The organism is Alloalcanivorax mobilis (assembly GCF_002864685.1).
Lineage (GTDB): Bacteria > Pseudomonadota > Gammaproteobacteria > Pseudomonadales > Alcanivoracaceae > Alloalcanivorax > Alloalcanivorax mobilis.
The window spans coordinates 252,695-270,629 of sequence record NZ_NMQZ01000001.1 but is presented as its reverse complement, the minus strand read 5'-3'; the positions used below and the strand labels follow the sequence as shown (position 1 = coordinate 270,629).

The following is a 17,935-nucleotide window of genomic DNA, read 5'->3' as shown; positions in this document are numbered from 1 at the left end:
CTACAAGCTACAAGCTACAAGCTACAAGCTACAACGAACCTTTCTCAGCTTGCGGCTTGCGGCTTGCGGCTCCTCCCTGCCGGCTAATAATGCGGCGGCGGGGCGTCTTCGATGCGCAGAGTGCTGACTTCCTCATTCAGCTCCACCAGCCGTTCCACCAGTTTGCGGCAGGCGGTTTCCAACTCGTCGATCTTGCGTTGCTGGTCGCTGACGATGCGGTTCAGGCTGGTGACCAGGTCTTCCTGGTAGGCAAGTTTGGTTTCGATGTCGAGAAAACGGTCTTCGCTCATGGAGGTCTCCTGGCCGGGCGCCCGATTATACCCTCTGCCGGCATAACCACGCTTGCGCCGGGGTCATTCTCTGGCTAAAGTTGCCTCCGTCTTAGGGGAGTAGTCGCTTGGGCGCCCCGCCCTTGACGGTCATCAACACATTTGCGCCTCATGCGCATGGTGGCCGTGTCCTCGGATTGACGAGACCTGAGACACTATCTGCATTCCGCGGGGGCGGGATCGGTGGATGGTGTCTCTGGTATTCGCTTGATCCCGCCCCTGAGAGCCTCTCGATGCTAGCTTCATTGGATGCCTTCGCCTCTTCCACCCTGCTGGTGGCCATTGGCGAAATCGGCGATAAGACACAACTGCTGTCTCTCGCTCTGGTCTGCCGATACCGCAAGCCCTGGCCCATTCTTGCTGGCGTGATCATCGCCACCCTGGTTAACCATGGCCTTTCCGTGTGGTTCGGGGAATGGCTGAGCACGCACATCCCCAGCGACTGGTTGAAGTGGATTCTGGGCATTGGCTTTATTGCCCTGGGGCTGTGGATGCTGATCCCGGACAAAGACGAAGAAGTGAAAGGTGAAGGTCGCTTCGGCCCCTTCCTGACCGCCCTGGTGTTGTTCTTTATCGCCGAGATCGGCGACAAGACCCAACTTGCCACCGTTGCCCTGGCGGTGCGTTTCCAGGACTTCTGGGCCGTGCTACTGGGCACCACCACGGGTATGATCGCGGCCAATCTGCCGGTGATCTGGGTGGCCCACCGTCTCGCCAGCGCCCGCTTTGAAATCTGGGCGCACCGGGTCAGCGCCGTTCTGTTCATTGCCTTCGGTATCTGGGCACTGGTGTAAATCCTGGCGTGCAAGCGCGATGCGTGCAGCCCGCAAACGAGTATTGCCATGGCCCTGAAAGCCACCATTCATAAAGCGGAACTGACGATCTCGGACATGGACCGGGATTACTACGCCACTCACGCCCTCACGGTGGCGTTGCATCCGTCTGAAACCGAAGCGCGCATGATGCTGCGGCTGATGGCCTTCGCCTTGCATGCCAATCAGGATCTGGCGTTTACCCGCGGCATCTCAAGCGGCGACGAACCGGACCTGTGGCAGCGCAACCCGGACGGCACCCTGGCGCACTGGATTGAGCTGGGCCAACCCGACGAAAAGCGGCTGCGCAAGGCGTGCGGGCTGGCCCGCCAGGTGACGCTGTACTGCTACGGCCGCCAGGCGCCGATGGTATGGTGGCAAAGCCATGGCAATGCCCTGGCGCGCCTGGACAACCTCTGCGTGCGCCACGTCACCGACGCCAGCGAACAAGCGCTGGCGGCACTGGTGAGCCGGCAGATGCGCTTGAACGCGTTGATCCAGGACGGCCAGCTGTGGTTCGGCGACGACGCCCACAACGTGGCGGTGGAACTGGAGAACTGGAAGGCTTAAGACTTAAGGCGTGTTCAGTGGTCAGTGTCGTGCCGCTGTCTGTTATCGGCGCAACCGGCGCGCTATGGTGGGATTTCTTTTCGGTTGAGGAGGCACAGCATGCAGCCGCGGCAACCGCGTATCCGCGACCTCTTGGAAACGCTGGCCCGGCGCTGGCGGGGCCTGCTGGCGGTCGGCATCGTACTGGTGTTGCTCGGCACCCTGGGCCTGGGCGCGGTCGGGCTGTTCACCCTGGTGGGGGTGATCTGGTTCGGCGCCCTGCTGCTCACCGCCGGCGTGATCCAGATGTTGCATGCCTTCCGCACCCCCGGGCTGCCACGCAGCCTGACCATGCTGCTGATCGGTTTGCTGTACGTGGCGCTGGGCGTCTATGTGATGGCCCAGCCAGGCATCGCCTCGGCGGCGCTGACGCTGGTGGTGGCGCTCGGCATCGGCGCCATTGCGCTGCTGCGTCTGTGGCTGGCGTTCGAACTGAGCCGCGTCAGTCGCGCCCTGTGGCCGGCTGTCAGCGGGCTCGTCGGCCTGGTGCTGGCGTTGCTGATTTTCCTGCGCTGGCCGGAATCCAGCGACTGGGTGATCGGCCTGTTCCTGGCCATCGAATTGATCATGAACGGTTGGATGCTGATCATGGTGGCGCTGGCGGCGCGGCAGAGGCAGTAGGCCGGTACGGCTCACGCTGCAAGCCTCAAGCGGCAAGCGGCAAGCTACAGGCGCGGCCAGCTGTTGCAGCTTGTAGCTTGAGACTTGCGGCCCCCTTCCCCCCTACATCGACCGCTGATTGACCCGTTGGGAAACCTGGGCGGCGCTTTCCTTGCGCTCGGAGTAACGGTCGGTGAGGTAATCGCTGCGCTCGCGGGTCAGCCAGGTGAATTTGAGCAGTTCTTCCATCACGTCGACAATGCGGTCGTAGTACGGCGAGGGCTTCATGCGGTTGTTGTCGTCGAATTCCAGGAACGCCTTGGGCACCGACGACTGATTGGGGATCGTGATCATGCGCATCCAGCGCCCCAGTACGCGCAACTGATTAACGGTATTGAACGATTGCGAGCCGCCGCACACCTGCATCACCGCCAGGGTTTTTCCCTGAGTGGGCCGCATGCCGCCCAGCGCCAGGGGTATCCAGTCTATCTGCGCTTTCATAATGCCGGTCATGGCGCCATGGCGCTCCGGTGAGCACCAGACCATACCTTGCGCCCAGTTCGCCAGATCGCGCAGCTCCGCCACTTTCGCGTGGGCCTCGGGCTCGCCGTCGGGCAACGGCAGGCCGCGCGGGTCGAACACCCGCACCTCGGCGCCCATTGCCCGCAGCAAGCGGGCCGCCTCTTCAGTGACCAGGCGGCTGAACGAGCGCTCCCGCAGCGAGCCATAGAGCATCAGTATGCGCGGCGCCCCCCCGCCGCCAGCGCCCAGGCGCCGCAGGTCGAGGGCCGGCAACAGGTCAGCCTTCAGGTTGGGCAAATCGTTCACGGTTTTCTCCACAATGTTCAGCCAGCGTCACGAATTGCACGCTCGAAGTAGGCCTCGAGTGACCAGTGCGAGCTCTTGTCGTTTGAAGCTTGCGGCTTGCGGCTTGCGGCTTCTAACGAATCACCGCCAGCCACCCGGCCAGCGCCAGCAGCGTGGCGGTCAGTACCGGCAGGGTCAGCACAATACCGATGCGGAAATAATAGCCCCAGGTGATGGTCATGCCCTTGCGCGCCAGCACGTGCAGCCACAGCAAGGTGGCGAGGCTGCCGATCGGGGTGATCTTGGGCCCCAGGTCGCTGCCGATCACGTTGGCGTAGATCATCGCCTCGCGGCTCAGGTCGGCGGCCTGGCTGGCGTCGATGGACAGCGCCACCACCAGGACCGCGGGCAGATTGTTCATGACCGAGGACAAGCCGGCGGCGATGTAACCGGTGCCCAGCGTAACCAGCCACAGATCCTGGCGGGCGAGCAGATTGAGGCCATCGGCAATCACATCGGTCAGCCCGGCGTTGCGCAGGCCGTAGACCACCAGATACATGCCCAGGGAAAACACCACGATGTTCCAAGGCGCGCCACGCAGCACCTTGACGGTGGAAATGTGCTCGCCACGGCGGGCAATCACGAACAACACCAGCGCGCCAAGCGCGGCGATGGCGCTGACCGGCACGCCCAGCGGCTCGGCGATGAAAAAGCCCGCCAGCAACAGCCCCAACACCCACCAGCCCGCTTTGAAGGTGGCCGGGTCGCGGATCGCGTCGGCCGGCTTTCTTAGCCGGGCCAGGTCGTAGCCGGCGGGGATGTCGCGGCGGAACATCCACCACAGCACGGTCAGCGACGCGACCACCGAAACCAGATTCACCGCCCCCATCACCGCCGCGTATTCGCCAAAACCGATTCGGAAAAAGTCGGCGGACACGATGTTGACCAGATTGGACACCACCAGCGGCAGGCTGGCGGTGTCGGCGATAAAGCCCGCGGCCATGATGAACGCCAGAGTAGCGGCCGGGCCGAACCCCAGTGCCAGCAGCATCTCAAACACAATCGGGGTGAGAATCAGCGCCGCGCCATCGTTGGCGAACACCGCCGAGACCAGGGCACCGAGCAACACCACGGCCACCAGCAGGCGTGGTCCACGACCGCCGCCCCAACGCGCCACGTGCAGCGCCGACCATTCGAAGAAACCGGCCTCGTCGAGCAGCAGACTGATGATGATGATGGCGATGAACGTGAAGGTTGCGTTCCAGACAATCTGCCACACCGCCGGAATATCACCGGGGTGAATCACCCCGGTGAGCATCGCCACCAGGGCGCCGGCCGCCGCGCTCCAGCCAATACCGAGCCCCTTGGGCTGCCAGATCACCAGCGTCAGAGTGACAATAAAAATGGCCGCGGCAAGCAGCATGGTGCTCTCCCTTTATCACGACGGCCGATGCCGCCAATTTCAAGCTGACGTGCGCGCTGAATGGCTTTCGTGGATTTTCCGCAGCCAGGCGGTGAGCGCCAGTGGGCGCAGTGTTTCCAGCTCCAGCTCGAGCAGGCTGACGAGGCGCGCCTGCAAAGCCTGATACGTGGCCTCGAACGCCGCGTCAATCCGCTCATCACTGCCGCGCGCGGCGGCCGGGTCCGGCAAGCCCCAATGGCTCTTGCTGGTGTCGGCCAGCCAGATCGGACAGGCCTCGCCGGCGGCGGCGTCGCATACCGTGATCACCGCATCGAAATGCTCGCCTTCGAGGTCGTCCATGGATTTCGAGCTCGGCGCGGCGACCGGCACCCCATGGCCTGCCAGCACCGCCAGGGCGCGCGGGTGCACCTCGCCGGTGGGGTGGCTGCCGGCGCTGTGCGCGCGCAGACGACCCGCGCCCAGATGATTGGCCAGCGCTTCGGCAATGATCGAGCGGCAGGAGTTGCCGGTGCAAAGAAACAGAAGGTTCAGAGGCATTTCCATTCCACTCTCCAGGGTTTCTCCAGGGTTATCCGCAAAGCGTGGCCGGCACGCACAGACCGAGTTGCGCGCGGGCCGGCTCGGCAAGGGTTTCAATCACGGTGCGCGCCCAATCGGGCAAGGCCGGGTTGAGGCGGTAATGCATCCAGGTGCCCTGCCGCCGCGCCACCACCAGCTCGCACCCGCGCAACTGCGCCAAATGGCGGGAAACAGTCGACTGCGGCGCGCCCAGCGCGGCAACCAGATCACACACGCAGATTTCCGAGTCGGTCCGCATCAGGCAAATCAACCCCAGGCGCAGATCATCGCCGAGGCACTTGCAAAGCCGGGTTGGGCTGAGATCCATGGCGCTTCCTTTATCCGTATATTCGGAATAACGGATATATTAGCCTAAAGAAAACCAAGAAGAAATAGAGCACAGCTGCCCTGACGGGACGCCCTGCGTGTAGACAGGCTTACAAGCTGCAAGCCCCAAGCTGCAAGGGCCGCTACGTAGCACCTTTTTAGCTTGAGGCTTGTAGCTTGGAGCATGCGGCTCGGGGCCTGCAGGCCCCCGCCGGTGTTCAGTCTTTCTTAACCTGCTTCTGCATCTCATCGACGGAGATGTGCCGCACGTCCTTACCTTTGACCAGGTAAATAACCTGCTCGGCGATGTTGCGGGCGTGGTCGCCGATGCGTTCCAGGGCGCGCAACGACCAGATGATGTTGAGCACCCGGGAAATGGCGCGCGGGTCTTCCATCATGAAGGTCACCAGCGAGCGCATCGCGGAGCGGTATTCCAGGTCCACTTCGTTGTCTTCGGCGGCCACGTCCAGGGCTTTGTCGGCGTCGAAACGGGCGAAGGCATCCAGAGTATCGCGCAGCATGTTGCGCACGTGGTTGCCAATGTGGCGCACTTCCACGTAACCGCGCGGCGATTCGCCCTGTTCGGAAAGCTGCAACGCCATGGCGGCGATCTTGGCTGATTCATCGCCGATGCGTTCCAGGTCGGACACCGCTTTCGACACCGCGATGATCAATCGCAGGTCCGAAGCAGCGGGCTGACGCAGGGCAAGCACCCGGGCGCACTCTTCGTCGATCTGTATTTCCAACTGATCGACTTTTTCCTCGGTGTGCATCACTTTTTCAGCCAGGCCAGAGTCGGCGTGTAACAACGACTCGAGCGCATCCACCACCTGTTTTTCAACCAGTCCGCCCATCTCCATTAAATGGTTGCGGATCGACTCCAGGGCTTCGTTGAACTGGGACGAACTGTGTTGGCCGAAATGCATGCGATCCATAACGGGTCTCTCCTAGGGCCTGTTCACACTAATTTTGATGGTCGCGCCGGAGGCCGTTTTCGCGCAAGCCAAGGCGCGGTGAGCGCGGTGTGGGCCGCCACACAAGCGAATCGCAACGCGGGGTTGCGCGAAAACGGTCCCGGCCCTTCGGGTTGCGCCCCAAAGCGGGCCAGGCAGTGTTGCTCGTCGGTTATTTAGCATACTAAACCTCTCTTCTCGCGCCTTGCCTGGCCCGCTTTGGGACAGCAACGCGGCCATCAAAATTAGTGTGAACAGGCCCTAACCGAACCGGCCGGTGATGTAGGCTTCGGTAAGAGCGTGCTCGGGCTTGGTGAACACCGTGTCGGTATCGTTCACCTCGATCAATCGACCCAGGTGGAAGTACGCGGTGCGATGGGAAACCCGGGCCGCCTGCTGCATGGAGTGGGTGACGATGGCGATGGTGTAGGACTCGGTAAGCTCGGCAATCAACTCCTCGATCTTCGCCGTGGCGATCGGGTCAAGCGCCGAACAGGGCTCATCCATCAGCACCACTTCCGGGCTCACGGCGATGGTGCGGGCGATGCACAAGCGCTGCTGCTGGCCGCCGGAAAGGCCGGTGCCAGGCGCGTGCAGGCGGTCCTTCACTTCGTCCCACAGGCCAGCCTTGCGCAGACTGGTCTCGACCATTTCATCCAGGTCGTATTTTTTGTCCGCCAGGCCATGCAGGCGCGGTCCATATGCCACATTGTCGTAGATCGATTTGGGAAACGGGTTGGGCTTTTGGAACACCATGCCGACGCGCGCGCGCAGTTCCACCACGTCCATCTTCGAGTCGTAAAGATCCTGGCGCTCAAGGAACAATTCACCGTTCACCCGACAAATATCGATGGTGTCATTCATACGATTCAGTGAACGCAGGAATGTGGATTTGCCGCAACCGGACGGGCCGATCAACGCAATCACTTCGTTCTTGCCGATGTCCAGGCTGACATTGTGGATCGCCTGGTTGTCGGCGTAGAACACATTGACGTCACGCAATCGCATTTTCGGATCATCAAGAAACGGATGGCCGACGGTGTGCTCGGGATAGGGGGTATCTTGCATCGCGGGTCGGTGATCCTTGTCTTGCGTTGCCGGCGTGCGGCCGGCCTCGGCATCGCGGTTATCCAGTGATTGGGCGGTATCCATGGGCATCGCTCCTTACCAGCGGCGTTCAAGGCGTTTACGCAGTATCACCGCCAGCGTATTCATGGTGATCAGGAAGGCCAGCAGCACCATGATCGCCGCCGACGTCATGGCCACGAAGGCCTGTTCGGGGCTGTCCGCCCATAGATAAATCTGCACCGGCAACACGGTGGCGGGATCAAGTGGCCCGCCGGGCACGTCGACGATAAAGGCAACCATGCCAATCAGCAAAAGCGGCGCGGTTTCGCCGAGCGCCTGGGCCATGCCGATGATGGCGCCGGTGAGCATGCCCGGCATCGCTAGAGGCAGCACGTGATGCAACACCACCTGCATGCGCGAGGCTCCGAGCCCGAGGGCCGCTTCGCGGATCGAGGGCGGCACGGTTTTGATCGCCGCGCGGCTGGAGATAATGATGGTCGGCAAGGTCATCAGTGTCAGCACCACGGCGCCCAGCACCGGCACCGAGCGTGGCATGCCGAACACGTTCAGGAAGATCGCCAGCCCCAACAGGCCGAAGATGATCGAAGGCACCGCCGCCAAGTTGTTGATGTTCACCTCGATGAAATCGGTGAAGCGATTGCGCGGTGCGAATTCTTCCAGGTAAATCGCCGCCGCCACGCCGATCGGGAACGACAGACACAGCGTTACCAGCATGGTCAGGAATGAACCCACCACGGCGCCCCAGATGCCGGCCATCTCCGGCTCCCGGGAATCACCATGGGTAAAAAACGAGGCATTGAAACGGCGCTCGGTGTCACCGTCGCGCTCCAGTTCTGCCAACCATTGCTGTTGTTGCTCGGTAAGCCGTGAATCGGCACGGCCACGCTCGCCGGCTTTCAAAAACAGATCGGCATCGTCGTCGGCGAGCAGCCACAATGAATGGCTCTGGCCCAGCCAGCCGGGGTGTTCGACAAGCTGGTCGCGCAGCTGGTAGGCGGAGCCGACGCTGACCAGTTCGTTAAGCTCGCGCCGTTGCTGGCGGTCTTGCACGTTGGCAAAGCGCGCCTGCAGTGCCTGCTTGACGATGCCGTCGAAGTTGGCGTAATCGAGCTGCTCTTTGTCGCTGGCGTTGTCCACGCCCAGGGTGTCGCGGTCAAAGGTGACCTCGAGCTTGATGTAATGCTCGAAGAAGGCGCTGTGCCCTTTACCAATGATGTCCGTGAACAGTATCAGCAACGCCAGCAAGCCGATGCAGATCGACAGCACGCCATAGAAACGAAAGCGTTTTTCCGCGCGATAACGGCGCGCCAGGCTTTTGCGCACTTGCACGGTGGTCGGGCTCACGGTGGCAGCCTCTTCGCCGGCCGGGTGACTGGACTTATTCATACTGCTCCCGATACTTTCTGACGATGTGCAGGGCGAGCACGTTGAGGGCCAGGGTGGTGATAAACAGCATCAGGCCCAGGGCGAACGCCGCCAGGGTCTTGGCACTGTCGAACTCCTGGTCGCCGGTCAGCAGGGTGACGATCTGCACGGTCACCGTGGTTACCGCGTCCAGCGGATTGGCGGTGAGGTTGGCGGCCAGGCCAGCGGCCATCACCACGATCATGGTTTCACCGATGGCCCGCGACGCGGCCAGAAGAACGCCGCCCATGATCCCCGGCAACGCCGCCGGAATCACCACCTTGCGGATCGTTTCGGACTTGGTGGCGCCCAGCCCCAGGGAGCCATCGCGCATCACCTGGGGCACCGCGGTGATCACATCGTCGGCCAGCGACGAAACAAACGGGATGATCATCACGCCCATCACCAGGCCCGCCGCCAGCGCCGATTCCGACGCCACGTCCAGCCCCAGACTCTCGCCCAGGCCACGAATAAACGGCGCCACCGTCAGCGCGGCGAAAAAGCCATACACCACGGTCGGCACCCCGGCCAGGATCTCCAGCGCCGGCTTGGCGAACGAGCGCACCCAGGGGCGCGCGTATTCGGCCAGATAAATCGCCGACATCAGCCCCACCGGCACCGCCACCAGCAACGCGATGGCGGAAATCATCATGGTGCCCAAAAACAGCGGCACCGCGCCAAACGCCCCGGACGACGCCACCTGATCGGCACGCAACGCGGTTTGCGGACTCCAGTGCACCCCGAACAGAAACTCCATGGGTGACACTTTATGGAAGAAGCGGATCGACTCGAACAACACCGACAACACGATGCCCACGGTGGTGAGAATCGCCACCAGTGCGCACAGCATGAACAAGCCGCGCAGAATGCGCTCGACCTGCTCGCGGGCGCGCAACCTCGGCGAAATGCGCGCCCAGCCCCAGGCGGCGCCAAACATGGCGGCGGCCAGCACCGCCACCGCCAGCGCCAACCGATTGATGCCACGCAGGCCGACCAGGCGATCGGCGGCGGCGGCCAGCTCCGGCGCCACCGAGCCCCTCGGCAGCGCGCCACTGGCGACGTTCTGGATCTGCGTGATCAGCAAACCGCGCGCCCCCGGGGATGGCGGGCGCAGCCCCTCGGGCAGGCCGCCGATCACCAACTGACGGATCAGGGTGTCATCCAGAACCATCCACAGGCCGAGTACCACCAGCGCCGGGATCGCGCACCACAAGGCCACGCGCATGGCGTAATAGAATGGCAGGGATTGCAGGTGGCGAATGCCCCCCAATGGCCGGGCCAGCGCCACCGAGCGGCGCAGCCCCAGGTAATAGGCCAGCGCCACCAATATCAGTACCAGCAGCAGCAGATTGCCGGTTTGCATTCAACGACTCCCGTTCAGGATTTTCTCGCCCAAGCCGCCGGGCTTGGGCGAGAAAACCGCTATTTTCAACTCAACCGTGACGCAAACGGCCCGACAACATCGGCTGCCGGGCTGTTCGGGTGCGCATCCCTGCGCTGTCTCGCCTTGCGTCCTGCTCAGAGTTCCTTGCCGGTCATCGGCGCCAGGCTCTGGGCCTGCTTGGCCATTTTCGCACGCTCGTCGTCGGGCAGCGGAATCATACCCTTGTCGGCGAGGTAACCTTCGGGGCCCCAGGCGCGCTCGCTGGTGAACTCCTTCACGTAGCCCTCAATGCCAGGCACCACGCCCACGTGCGCTTTCTTCACGTAGAAGTAGAGAGAGCGGGACACCGGGTAATCGGCGCTGGAAATGGTCTCGAAGGTGGGGGCCACGCCATTGATGTGCGCACCTTGTACCTTGCCGCGGTTCTGGTCCAGGAACGAGAACCCGAAGATCCCCAGAGCACCGTGGTTGGCGACCAGCTTCTGCACGATCAAGTTGTCGTTTTCGCCGGCTTCCACGAAGGCGCCGTCTTCACGAATACTGCGGCAGACGCTTTCGAACTTGTCTTCGTCTTTCTCTTTCAGCGCCTTGACGCTGGGTACTTGCTTGCAGCCGCCTTCCATGGCCAGTTCGTTGAAGGCATCGCGGGTGCCGGAGGTGGGCGGCGGGCCCAGCACTTCGATCTTCATGTCCGGCAGTTCCGGATTGACCTGCTTCCAGGTTTTATAAGGGTTGGCCACCAGCTTGTCACCGCCCTTCGGGTCCGGCACTTCCTTGGCCAGCGCCAGGAAGATGTCCTTGAGGGTCAGATCAATGTGCTTGGCTTCGGCGGAATTGGCCAGCACGATGCCGTCATAGCCAATCACGACTTCGGTGATCTCTTTGGTGCCGTTCTTCTGGCACATCTCGAATTCCGAGCTCTTCATGCGCCGCGACGCGTTGGTGATGTCCGGCGTGTCGGTGCCCACGCCCTGGCAGAACAGCTTAAAGCCGCCGCCGGAGCCGGTGGATTCGATTTTCGGGGTCGGCTGGCCGCTGCTGCGGCCAAAGCGCTCGGCCACCACGGTGGCGAACGGGTAGACCGTCGATGAGCCGACAATGGAGATGGTGTCGCGGGCCAAGGCGGTGGCCGGGGCACCGGCCAGGGCCACGGCGGCAACCGCCCCGGCAATAATCATGTTGGTTTTCAGTTTCACGATCAGACTCCTGGTTATTTGGGCCGGCATTCCCCCCGCCGGCGGATTCGATCAGCCAGCCAAAGACTAGGCGGTGTTTGTGACAGGCAAGTGACAGGCCACCCGCAAGATGGCATTTTGCAGGCCCGCCCACCGCGCTACGCCGGCACTTTGCTGACCCGGAGGCCCGGTATCCGTATAATCGCGCTCAATTCGACGTCGAAGAGCGCCACCTTTACCTTTCTTGCGGGGGGCCGGTGCGCGCCAAGGAAGTTCCGTGATCTCACAACGACAACAATATCTGCTGCGCTGGCAGCGCCGTCTGACCGCTCTGAGCTGCTCCGTCGGCCACTTGTGTGCCTGGTTTTCCCTGCTGATGGTGATATTAATGGTGCTGGTGGTGGTTTTGCGCTACTTCTTCGGCATCGGCAACATTGCCCTTCAGGAAAGCATCACCTACCTGCACGCCGCCCTGTTCACGCTAGCCGCCGCTTATACACTGGCCCTGGATGAGCATGTCCGGGTGGACGTCTTCTACCAGCATTTCAGCCCCCGCCGCAACGCCCTGGTCAATGTGCTTGGCACCCTGCTGCTGTTGATGCCGGTCAGCCTGGCCATTCTGCTGCTGAGCTGGGATTACGTGCTGCGCAGTTGGGCCGGCCTGGAGAACTCCGACAACGGCGGGTTGCCGCTGGTGTTCGTGCTCAAAACGCTGCTGCTGGTGCTGCCGGTGATGCTGATTTTGCAGGGCATCGCCGATCTGATCCGCCACGGGCTGGTGTTGGCCGGCAACACACCACCGCCGGTGGCCCAGCACGATGAGGGGGACGCATGGAATTGATCCCCCTGGGCATGTTCGTGGTGGCGTGTCTGGTGCTTCTGACCGGCTACCCGGTGGCGTTTTGTCTGGGCGGCACGGCGCTGATGTTCGCGCTCGGCGGCCTCGTCGCCGGTGTGATTTCGCCCTCGGACCTGACCTACCTGCCCGGCCGCCTGTACGGCATTATCGAGAACACCAGCCTGCTGGCGGTGCCGCTGTTCGTGTTCATGGGCGTAATGCTGGAAAAATCGAAAGTGGCCGAGAAACTGCTGGCCAGCATGGGCCGGCTGATGGGCCGGCTGCCCGGCGGCCTGGGGCTGGCGATCGTGATTGTCGGCGCCCTGCTGGCCGCCAGCACCGGCATCGTCGGCGCCACCGTGGTCACCATGGGCCTGCTGTCGCTGCCCACCATGCTGCGCTATGGCTATAACCCGCGCCTGGCCACCGGTCTGATCTGCGCCACCGGCACCCTCGGCCAGATCATTCCGCCCTCGATCGCGCTGGTGCTGCTGGGCGATGTGCTGGGCACCGCCTACCAGGAGGCACAGCTGCGCCAGGGCATCTGGTCACTGGACACGGTGTCGGTGGGCGACCTGTTCGTCGGCTCGATGATTCCGGGTCTGATTCTGGTGGCCATGTACCTGATTTACGTGATGGTGATCAGTTGGCTGAAACCGGAGCAGGCACCACCGGTGAGCCAGCCCGGCACCGAAGACGGCAAGCCGATTTCGCTGATCGAGGGGCTGCTTGCGCCACTGGTACTGATCATCGCCGTGCTGGGTTCCATCCTGGGCGGTTACGCCACCCCCACGGAAGCCGCCGGCGTGGGCGCGTTCGGCGCCCTGTTGCTGGCAATGATGAATCGCCATCTTGACCGTCACATTCTTCGCGAAGTGGTACGCAGCACCACCCGCGTGACCACCATGGTGTTTATGATCCTGATCGGCGCCAGCCTGTTTTCGCTGGTGTTCCGCGCCTTCGGCGGCGATGAAGTGGTGCAGCATTTCTTCGACAACATGCCCGGCGGCGTGGTCGGCGCCACGCTGGTGGTGATGCTGGTGATCTTCCTGCTCGGCTTCATTCTCGATTTCGTGGAGATCACCTTCGTGGTGGTGCCCATTGTCGGCCCGGTGCTGCTGGGCATGGGGCTGGACCCGATCTGGCTGGGGGTAATGATCGCATTGAACCTGCAGACCTCATTCCTGACCCCGCCATTCGGTTTCGCGCTGTTTTATCTACGCGGCGTGGCACCACCGGAAGTGCGTACCGCCGACATCTACAAAGGCGTGATACCCTTTATTCTGATTCAGTTGACCATGCTCGGCATTCTTGGCCTGTTCCCTCAGCTGGCCACCTGGCTGCCGGGTCTTTTATACGGATAAATAACAACATGACTGATCATTCTCTCGACGACATGCCTCAGCCGATAGGCACCCTGGCGCTGCAAACCATCGCCATGCCTCAGAACGCCAACTGGAACGGCGACATCTTCGGCGGCTGGCTGGTTTCACAGATGGATCTGGCCGGGTCGGTGACCGCCCGCGCCACGGCCAAGGGGCGGGTGGCCACGGTGGCCATCGATTCCATGGCATTCCTGCGCCCGGTACCGGTGGGCGCGGTGGTCAGCTGCTACACCCAATTGCAGGACATCGGCCGCAGTTCCATGCAGATTCTGGTGGAGGTGTGGATACGCGAAGACCTGGGCGGCCTGGCCAAAGTCACCGAAGGCCACTTTACGTTCGTGGCCATCGATGAGAATGGTCGCACCCGGGCGGTGCGGGGGTAGAACGCTAGACGCCGGACGCCTGACGCCGGACGCTAAAACCCCCTGGTTTCAGAGCGATGCGGCTACGCAAAGAGCGTTTGCGCAGCCGCAATGCCTTCCGTCTCGGGTTTTGACTTTAGCGTCCGGCGTCCGGCGTCAGGCGTCAGGCGTCAGGCGTCCAGCGTCCAGCGTGCGCCGCCCCAGGCGGCGCTTAAATATCCTCCTCACGACCCAGCACACGAGAGCGTGCGTTGAGCGCGGCCTGCTCGGCCACCGCGATCGACGGCAGGATGCTGTCGCGGAAGCTGCGGTAAGAGTCATACACCTTGCTGGCTTCCGGGTTGTTGGCGACCAGGTCGGCGACCACCTTGTCGCTGGTCTCCTTGAGCGCCATCAACACGTCTTCGGGCAGGCGCCGCAGTTTGACGCCGTGCTCGTCCACCAGCTGCTTGAGGGCATCCGCGTTGCGGGCGGTGAACTCGTCGTAGATGCGCTGGTTTTCCGCCTCGGCGGCGTTGGCGATGATCGACTGCAGGTCCGCGGGCAGGCCGTCCCACTGTTCCTTGTTGATGGTCAGTTCCAGCATGGCGCCGGGTTCCTGCCAGCTGGGGTAGTAGTAATACTTGACCACCTTGTACAGGCCGAAGGCGAGATCGTTGTACGGGCTGACCCAGTCGGCGGCATCCAGCGCGCCGGTCTGCAGGGCAGTGAACACCTCGCCGCCGGGCATCTGCACCGGGATCGCGCCGAGCCGCTGGATCACTTCACCGGCCAGGCCGGGCATGCGGATCTTCAGGCCCTTGATGTCCTCCAGGCTGTTGATTTCCTTGTTGAACCAGCCGGCCATCTGGCTGCCGCTGTTGCCGCAGGCGAACGGTTTCATGTTGAACTGGGCGTACAGTTCGTCCCACAGCGCCTGACCACCACCAAAGTTGACCCAGGCGTTGAGTTCCTGGCCGGTCATGCCGAACGGCACGGCGGTGAAGAACTGGGTGGCCGGGTGCTTGCCTTTCCAGTAATAGGAGGCGGCGTGGCCCATCTGCGCACTGCCGGAGCGCACCGCGTCGAACACGCCCATGGCCGGCACCAGCTCACCGGCGCCGTGCACCTTGATCTTCATGCGGCCATTGGTCATTTTCTCGACCCGCTCGGCGAACCGGTTGGCGCCGGTGCCCAGGCCCGGGTAGTTGCGCGGCCAGGTGGTGACCATGTCCCACTCGTAGGTCTTGGCGCCGTCCTGACCCTGGCCGGTGCCCGCGGCGGCGGTGCTGGCGGCGTCTTGTTTGGCCGGCTCTTCTTTCTGGCCACAGGCGGCCAGCGCGGTGGCGCCCAGCCCCAGCCCCAGGGCGGAAACGAACTTACGACGATCCATTGACTCTCTCCCACTCTTTGTTGTTTTCGCCCCACTGCGGAGCGTCTGACTTCTTTTCTAAATCACTTCCAGCCGCGCGTACTGGCTGACCAGCCACTTGGTGCCCGCGTCGTCAAAATTGATCTGCAGACGGGCGTTGGGCCCCTGTCCCTCGAAGTGCAAAATAGTACCCTCGCCAAATTTCGGATGCACCACCCGCGCCCCCAGGGTCACCCCGTTGGATTCTTCCTGGCGCACCGTGCCGCGCCGGCCCACCGGCCGGCTGATGGCGGCGCGGGTGCGCACTTCCTCGATCAGCTCGGCGGGAATTTCACGCAGAAAACGGCTTGGCGCATTGAGGGTGTCGTTGCCATAAAGCCGGCGGCTCTCCGCGTGGGTCAGGTACAGCTCGCGCATGGCGCGGGTCACGCCTACGTAGCACAGCCGGCGCTCCTCGGCGAGACGGGCCGGGTCGTCGGAGGACATCTGGTGGGGAAACAACCCCTCTTCCAAGCCAGTGATGAACACCACCGGAAACTCCAGGCCCTTGGCGGAATGCAACGTCATCATCTGCACCGCGTCCTCATGGGCGTCCGCCTGCCCCTCACCGGATTCCAGCGCGGCATGGTCAAGAAAGGCAAGCAGCGGGTCTTCTTCACCCTCTTCGTCGCCGAACTGGCGGGTGGCGGAGACCAGTTCGTGCAGGTTGTCCAGGCGCTGCTGGGCCTTCTCGCCTTTTTCCTGACCGTGATAATCCAGCAAGCCGCTGGCGGCGATCACGTGTTCGGTGGTTTCCGCCAGGTTCAGTGGCCCGGTGTCCGCCTGTAACTGGTCGATCAATTGCAGGAACACCAGCAGGGCATTGCTGGCGCGGGCGGTGACCAGCCGCTCGTTGACCAGGGCGGTGGCCGCTTCCCACAGCGACACGCCACGCTGGCGCGCCAGATCGCGCAGCGTCTCCAGGGTTTTATTGCCAATCCCACGGGTGGGGGTGTTCACCACCCGTTCGAAGGCGGCGTCGGCGTGCCGGTTGCCCAGCAGGCGCAGATAGGCCAGCGCGTTCTTGATCTCGGCGCGCTCGAAGAAGCGCTGCCCGCCGTAGATGCGATAGGGAATACCGGCCTGCAAAAACGCCTCTTCCAGCACCCGCGACTGGGCGTTGGAGCGATACAGCACCGCCACGTCGCGGCGCAGCCCGCCCTGCTGGCTGTGGGTGTCCACTTTACCGGCGATAAAACGGGCTTCGTCCACCTCATTGAAACCGGCGTACAGGCGAATCGGTTCACCGTCACCACCGTCGGTCCACAGTTGTTTGCCAAGACGATCGCTGTTGTTGCCGATCACCGCGTTGGCGGCGTTGAGAATGGTGCCGGAGGAGCGATAGTTCTGCTCCAGGCGCACGGTGCGGGTGTCCGGGAAATCGCGGCTGAATTTGTGGATGTTCTCGATCTTGGCGCCGCGCCAGCCGTAGATCGACTGATCGTCGTCGCCGACGATGGTCACCGCGTTATCGTTATTGGCGAGCAACCGCAGCCAGGCGTACTGAATCGAGTTGGTGTCCTGGAATTCGTCCACCAGAATGTGGCGGAAGCGACGCTGGTAATGGCCGCGCAGCTCATCGTTGTCGCGGAACAACTCCAGCACCCGCAACAGCATCTCGTTGAAATCCACCAGGCCACCGCGCTCACAGGCCTCTTCGTAGCCGGTGTAGATCCTGCGCATGGTCTCCAGGAACAAATCGCCGGCGGCCACGTCCATGTGCGCGGCGCGCAGGCCTTCGTCTTTCTGGCCGTTGATAAACCAGGTGGCCTGACGGGCCGGCCAGCGCTGCTCATCCAGGCCCAGCTCGCGAATCACCCGCTTGACCAGCCGCTGCTGATCGTCCGCGTCGATGATCTCGAAGCTCTGCGGCAGCCGTGCCTCCTGCCAGTGGGCACGCAGCAGACGATGGGCGATACCGTGGAAGGTGCCCACCCACATGCCGCTGGCGGGCATCTCCAGCAACTGCTCGATGCGGCCACGCATTTCGGCGGCGGCTTTGTTGGTGAACGTCACGGCGAGAATACCGAACGGGGAAGCCTGGCCGGTGGCGATCTGCCAGGCGATACGGTGCACCAGCACCCGGGTTTTACCCGAGCCGGCGCCCGCCAATACCAGTAAATGGCGATCTTCGGCGGCCACCGCGTCGCGTTGGGCCGGATTCAAACCATCGATCAGGGAAGTCACATCATCCATGGCGGCTAAGTCTACCAGAACGCAGCCACCAGGCGGCACGTCAATCGCCCCGCAAACCGCACCGATCAGGGTTTGCACGGGGCTTGCGCAGGCGGCTTTTCGCAGCCAACGGGTGGCGATCATCGCGAAACCGCCGTGCGGGGGTCATTTTCGCCAACACGGCGGATTCGGTTTCCCTTCCCGGTGGGGCTGGGTAAACTGCCAAAAAACGCAGGACGTCGAGCGAGCGCTCTCGCCAGGTCCGTGTGCATCAGCACCACCGGGGAGTACGGCCCCGGGCCGCACTGATCGGAG

At 63.0% G+C, this 17,935-nt stretch carries 18 protein-coding genes; 6 read left to right on the top strand and 12 right to left on the bottom strand.

All coding sequences use genetic code 11. The features are described 5' to 3' along the window. Window positions 1-83: 83 nt before the first annotated feature. A complete protein-coding gene (locus CGS25_RS01250; protein WP_089033826.1) occupies window positions 84-290 on the bottom strand; it encodes a SlyX family protein in 207 nt (68 codons plus the stop codon). Between the two features lie 272 nt (window positions 291-562). On the opposite strand from CGS25_RS01250, the gene CGS25_RS01245 reads away from it, so the two are divergent. The 3 genes from CGS25_RS01245 (at window position 563) to CGS25_RS01235 (ending at window position 2,371) form a co-directional block, all read left to right on the top strand. After that, a complete protein-coding gene (locus tag CGS25_RS01245; RefSeq protein ID WP_101674289.1) occupies window positions 563-1,123 on the top strand; it encodes a TMEM165/GDT1 family protein in 561 nt (186 codons plus the stop codon). A gap of 48 nt (window positions 1,124-1,171) precedes the next feature. Beyond that, entirely contained in the window at window positions 1,172-1,711 is a 540-nt protein-coding gene (locus CGS25_RS01240; RefSeq protein WP_089033828.1) for a YaeQ family protein, read from the top strand. 99 nt (window positions 1,712-1,810) lie between these two features. Next, window positions 1,811-2,371: an HdeD family acid-resistance protein gene (locus CGS25_RS01235; protein WP_089033829.1), complete on the top strand. Its 561-nt coding sequence runs from the start codon at window positions 1,811-1,813 to the stop codon at window positions 2,369-2,371. Between the two features lie 102 nt (window positions 2,372-2,473). Here the strand turns inward: CGS25_RS01235 and arsH are convergent, their stop codons facing one another. The 9 genes from arsH to CGS25_RS01190 form a co-directional block, all read right to left on the bottom strand. Continuing rightward, window positions 2,474-3,178 carry an arsenical resistance protein ArsH gene (arsH, locus tag CGS25_RS01230; protein WP_101674288.1) on the bottom strand — a complete coding sequence of 235 codons (705 nt, stop codon included), beginning with the start codon at window positions 3,176-3,178 and terminating at the stop codon, window positions 2,474-2,476. Window positions 3,179-3,290: 112 nt separating this feature from the next. Next, on the bottom strand, window positions 3,291-4,580 hold the full coding sequence (locus CGS25_RS01225) for an arsenic transporter (RefSeq protein ID WP_101674287.1): 1,290 nt from the start codon (window positions 4,578-4,580) through the stop codon (window positions 3,291-3,293). Between the two features lie 39 nt (window positions 4,581-4,619). Next, window positions 4,620-5,123 carry an arsenate reductase ArsC gene (locus tag CGS25_RS01220; RefSeq protein ID WP_101674286.1) on the bottom strand — a complete coding sequence of 168 codons (504 nt, stop codon included), beginning with the start codon at window positions 5,121-5,123 and terminating at the stop codon, window positions 4,620-4,622. Between the two features lie 25 nt (window positions 5,124-5,148). Continuing rightward, window positions 5,149-5,466, bottom strand: a complete 318-nt coding sequence (locus tag CGS25_RS01215; protein WP_089033833.1) for a metalloregulator ArsR/SmtB family transcription factor — start codon at window positions 5,464-5,466, stop codon at window positions 5,149-5,151. A 217-nt stretch (window positions 5,467-5,683) separates the two neighbouring features. Next, window positions 5,684-6,400 (bottom strand): phosphate signaling complex protein PhoU, encoded by a 717-nt coding sequence (gene phoU / locus CGS25_RS01210; protein WP_089033834.1) that lies wholly within the window; start codon window positions 6,398-6,400, stop codon window positions 5,684-5,686. 279 nt (window positions 6,401-6,679) lie between these two features. Next, the gene (gene pstB / locus CGS25_RS01205; protein WP_089033835.1) at window positions 6,680-7,570 is read right to left on the bottom strand and encodes a phosphate ABC transporter ATP-binding protein PstB; all 891 of its coding nucleotides are present in this window, start codon (window positions 7,568-7,570) and stop codon (window positions 6,680-6,682) included. Between the two features lie 12 nt (window positions 7,571-7,582). Further along, on the bottom strand, window positions 7,583-8,851 hold the full coding sequence (gene pstA, locus CGS25_RS01200) for a phosphate ABC transporter permease PstA (RefSeq protein WP_089034628.1): 1,269 nt from the start codon (window positions 8,849-8,851) through the stop codon (window positions 7,583-7,585). Window positions 8,852-8,885: 34 nt separating this feature from the next. Continuing rightward, window positions 8,886-10,274 carry a phosphate ABC transporter permease subunit PstC gene (gene pstC, locus CGS25_RS01195; RefSeq protein ID WP_101674285.1) on the bottom strand — a complete coding sequence of 463 codons (1,389 nt, stop codon included), beginning with the start codon at window positions 10,272-10,274 and terminating at the stop codon, window positions 8,886-8,888. 155 nt (window positions 10,275-10,429) lie between these two features. Further along, a complete protein-coding gene (locus CGS25_RS01190; protein WP_101674339.1) occupies window positions 10,430-11,473 on the bottom strand; it encodes a PstS family phosphate ABC transporter substrate-binding protein in 1,044 nt (347 codons plus the stop codon). Between the two features lie 274 nt (window positions 11,474-11,747). Between CGS25_RS01190 and CGS25_RS01185 the strand changes: the two genes are divergently transcribed. The 3 genes from CGS25_RS01185 to CGS25_RS01175 are packed head-to-tail and all read left to right on the top strand — an operon-like array spanning window position 11,748 to window position 14,076. After that, window positions 11,748-12,311 carry a TRAP transporter small permease subunit gene (locus CGS25_RS01185; protein ID WP_232802191.1) on the top strand — a complete coding sequence of 188 codons (564 nt, stop codon included), beginning with the start codon at window positions 11,748-11,750 and terminating at the stop codon, window positions 12,309-12,311. After that, complete coding sequence (locus CGS25_RS01180) at window positions 12,302-13,672, top strand: TRAP transporter large permease (protein WP_089033837.1); 1,371 nt, start codon at window positions 12,302-12,304, stop codon at window positions 13,670-13,672. The genes CGS25_RS01185 and CGS25_RS01180 overlap by 10 nt, the downstream gene beginning before the upstream one ends. 8 nt (window positions 13,673-13,680) lie before the next feature. After that, window positions 13,681-14,076 (top strand): acyl-CoA thioesterase, encoded by a 396-nt coding sequence (locus tag CGS25_RS01175; RefSeq protein WP_089033838.1) that lies wholly within the window; start codon window positions 13,681-13,683, stop codon window positions 14,074-14,076. 190 nt (window positions 14,077-14,266) lie between these two features. Here the strand turns inward: CGS25_RS01175 and CGS25_RS01170 are convergent, their stop codons facing one another. Both CGS25_RS01170 and uvrD read right to left on the bottom strand, forming a co-directional pair. Continuing rightward, a complete protein-coding gene (locus CGS25_RS01170) occupies window positions 14,267-15,427 on the bottom strand; it encodes a TRAP transporter substrate-binding protein (protein WP_101674284.1) in 1,161 nt (386 codons plus the stop codon). A gap of 57 nt (window positions 15,428-15,484) precedes the next feature. Then, entirely contained in the window at window positions 15,485-17,641 is a 2,157-nt protein-coding gene (gene uvrD, locus CGS25_RS01165; RefSeq protein WP_089034631.1) for a DNA helicase II, read from the bottom strand. Window positions 17,642-17,935: the final 294 nt, after the last annotated feature.

Excerpts from the sequence above, each read along its gene's own strand:
- CGS25_RS01250 (WP_089033826.1), bottom strand. The coding sequence starts at position 290 with ATGAGCGAAGACCGTTTTCTCGACATCGAAACCAAACTTGCCTACCAG.
- CGS25_RS01245 (WP_101674289.1), top strand. The coding sequence starts at position 563 with ATGCTAGCTTCATTGGATGCCTTCGCCTCTTCCACCCTGCTGGTGGCC.
- CGS25_RS01240 (WP_089033828.1), top strand. The coding sequence starts at position 1,172 with ATGGCCCTGAAAGCCACCATTCATAAAGCGGAACTGACGATCTCGGAC.
- CGS25_RS01235 (WP_089033829.1), top strand. The coding sequence starts at position 1,811 with ATGCAGCCGCGGCAACCGCGTATCCGCGACCTCTTGGAAACGCTGGCC.
- CGS25_RS01225 (WP_101674287.1), bottom strand. The coding sequence starts at position 4,580 with ATGCTGCTTGCCGCGGCCATTTTTATTGTCACTCTGACGCTGGTGATC.
- CGS25_RS01220 (WP_101674286.1), bottom strand. The coding sequence starts at position 5,123 with ATGGAAATGCCTCTGAACCTTCTGTTTCTTTGCACCGGCAACTCCTGC.
- CGS25_RS01215 (WP_089033833.1), bottom strand. The coding sequence starts at position 5,466 with ATGGATCTCAGCCCAACCCGGCTTTGCAAGTGCCTCGGCGATGATCTG.
- phoU (WP_089033834.1), bottom strand. The coding sequence starts at position 6,400 with ATGGATCGCATGCATTTCGGCCAACACAGTTCGTCCCAGTTCAACGAA.
- pstB (WP_089033835.1), bottom strand. The coding sequence starts at position 7,570 with ATGGATACCGCCCAATCACTGGATAACCGCGATGCCGAGGCCGGCCGC.
- pstC (WP_101674285.1), bottom strand. The coding sequence starts at position 10,274 with ATGCAAACCGGCAATCTGCTGCTGCTGGTACTGATATTGGTGGCGCTG.
- CGS25_RS01190 (WP_101674339.1), bottom strand. The coding sequence starts at position 11,473 with ATGATTATTGCCGGGGCGGTTGCCGCCGTGGCCCTGGCCGGTGCCCCG.
- CGS25_RS01180 (WP_089033837.1), top strand. The coding sequence starts at position 12,302 with ATGGAATTGATCCCCCTGGGCATGTTCGTGGTGGCGTGTCTGGTGCTT.
- CGS25_RS01175 (WP_089033838.1), top strand. The coding sequence starts at position 13,681 with ATGACTGATCATTCTCTCGACGACATGCCTCAGCCGATAGGCACCCTG.
- CGS25_RS01170 (WP_101674284.1), bottom strand. The coding sequence starts at position 15,427 with ATGGATCGTCGTAAGTTCGTTTCCGCCCTGGGGCTGGGGCTGGGCGCC.
- uvrD (WP_089034631.1), bottom strand. The coding sequence starts at position 17,641 with ATGGATGATGTGACTTCCCTGATCGATGGTTTGAATCCGGCCCAACGC.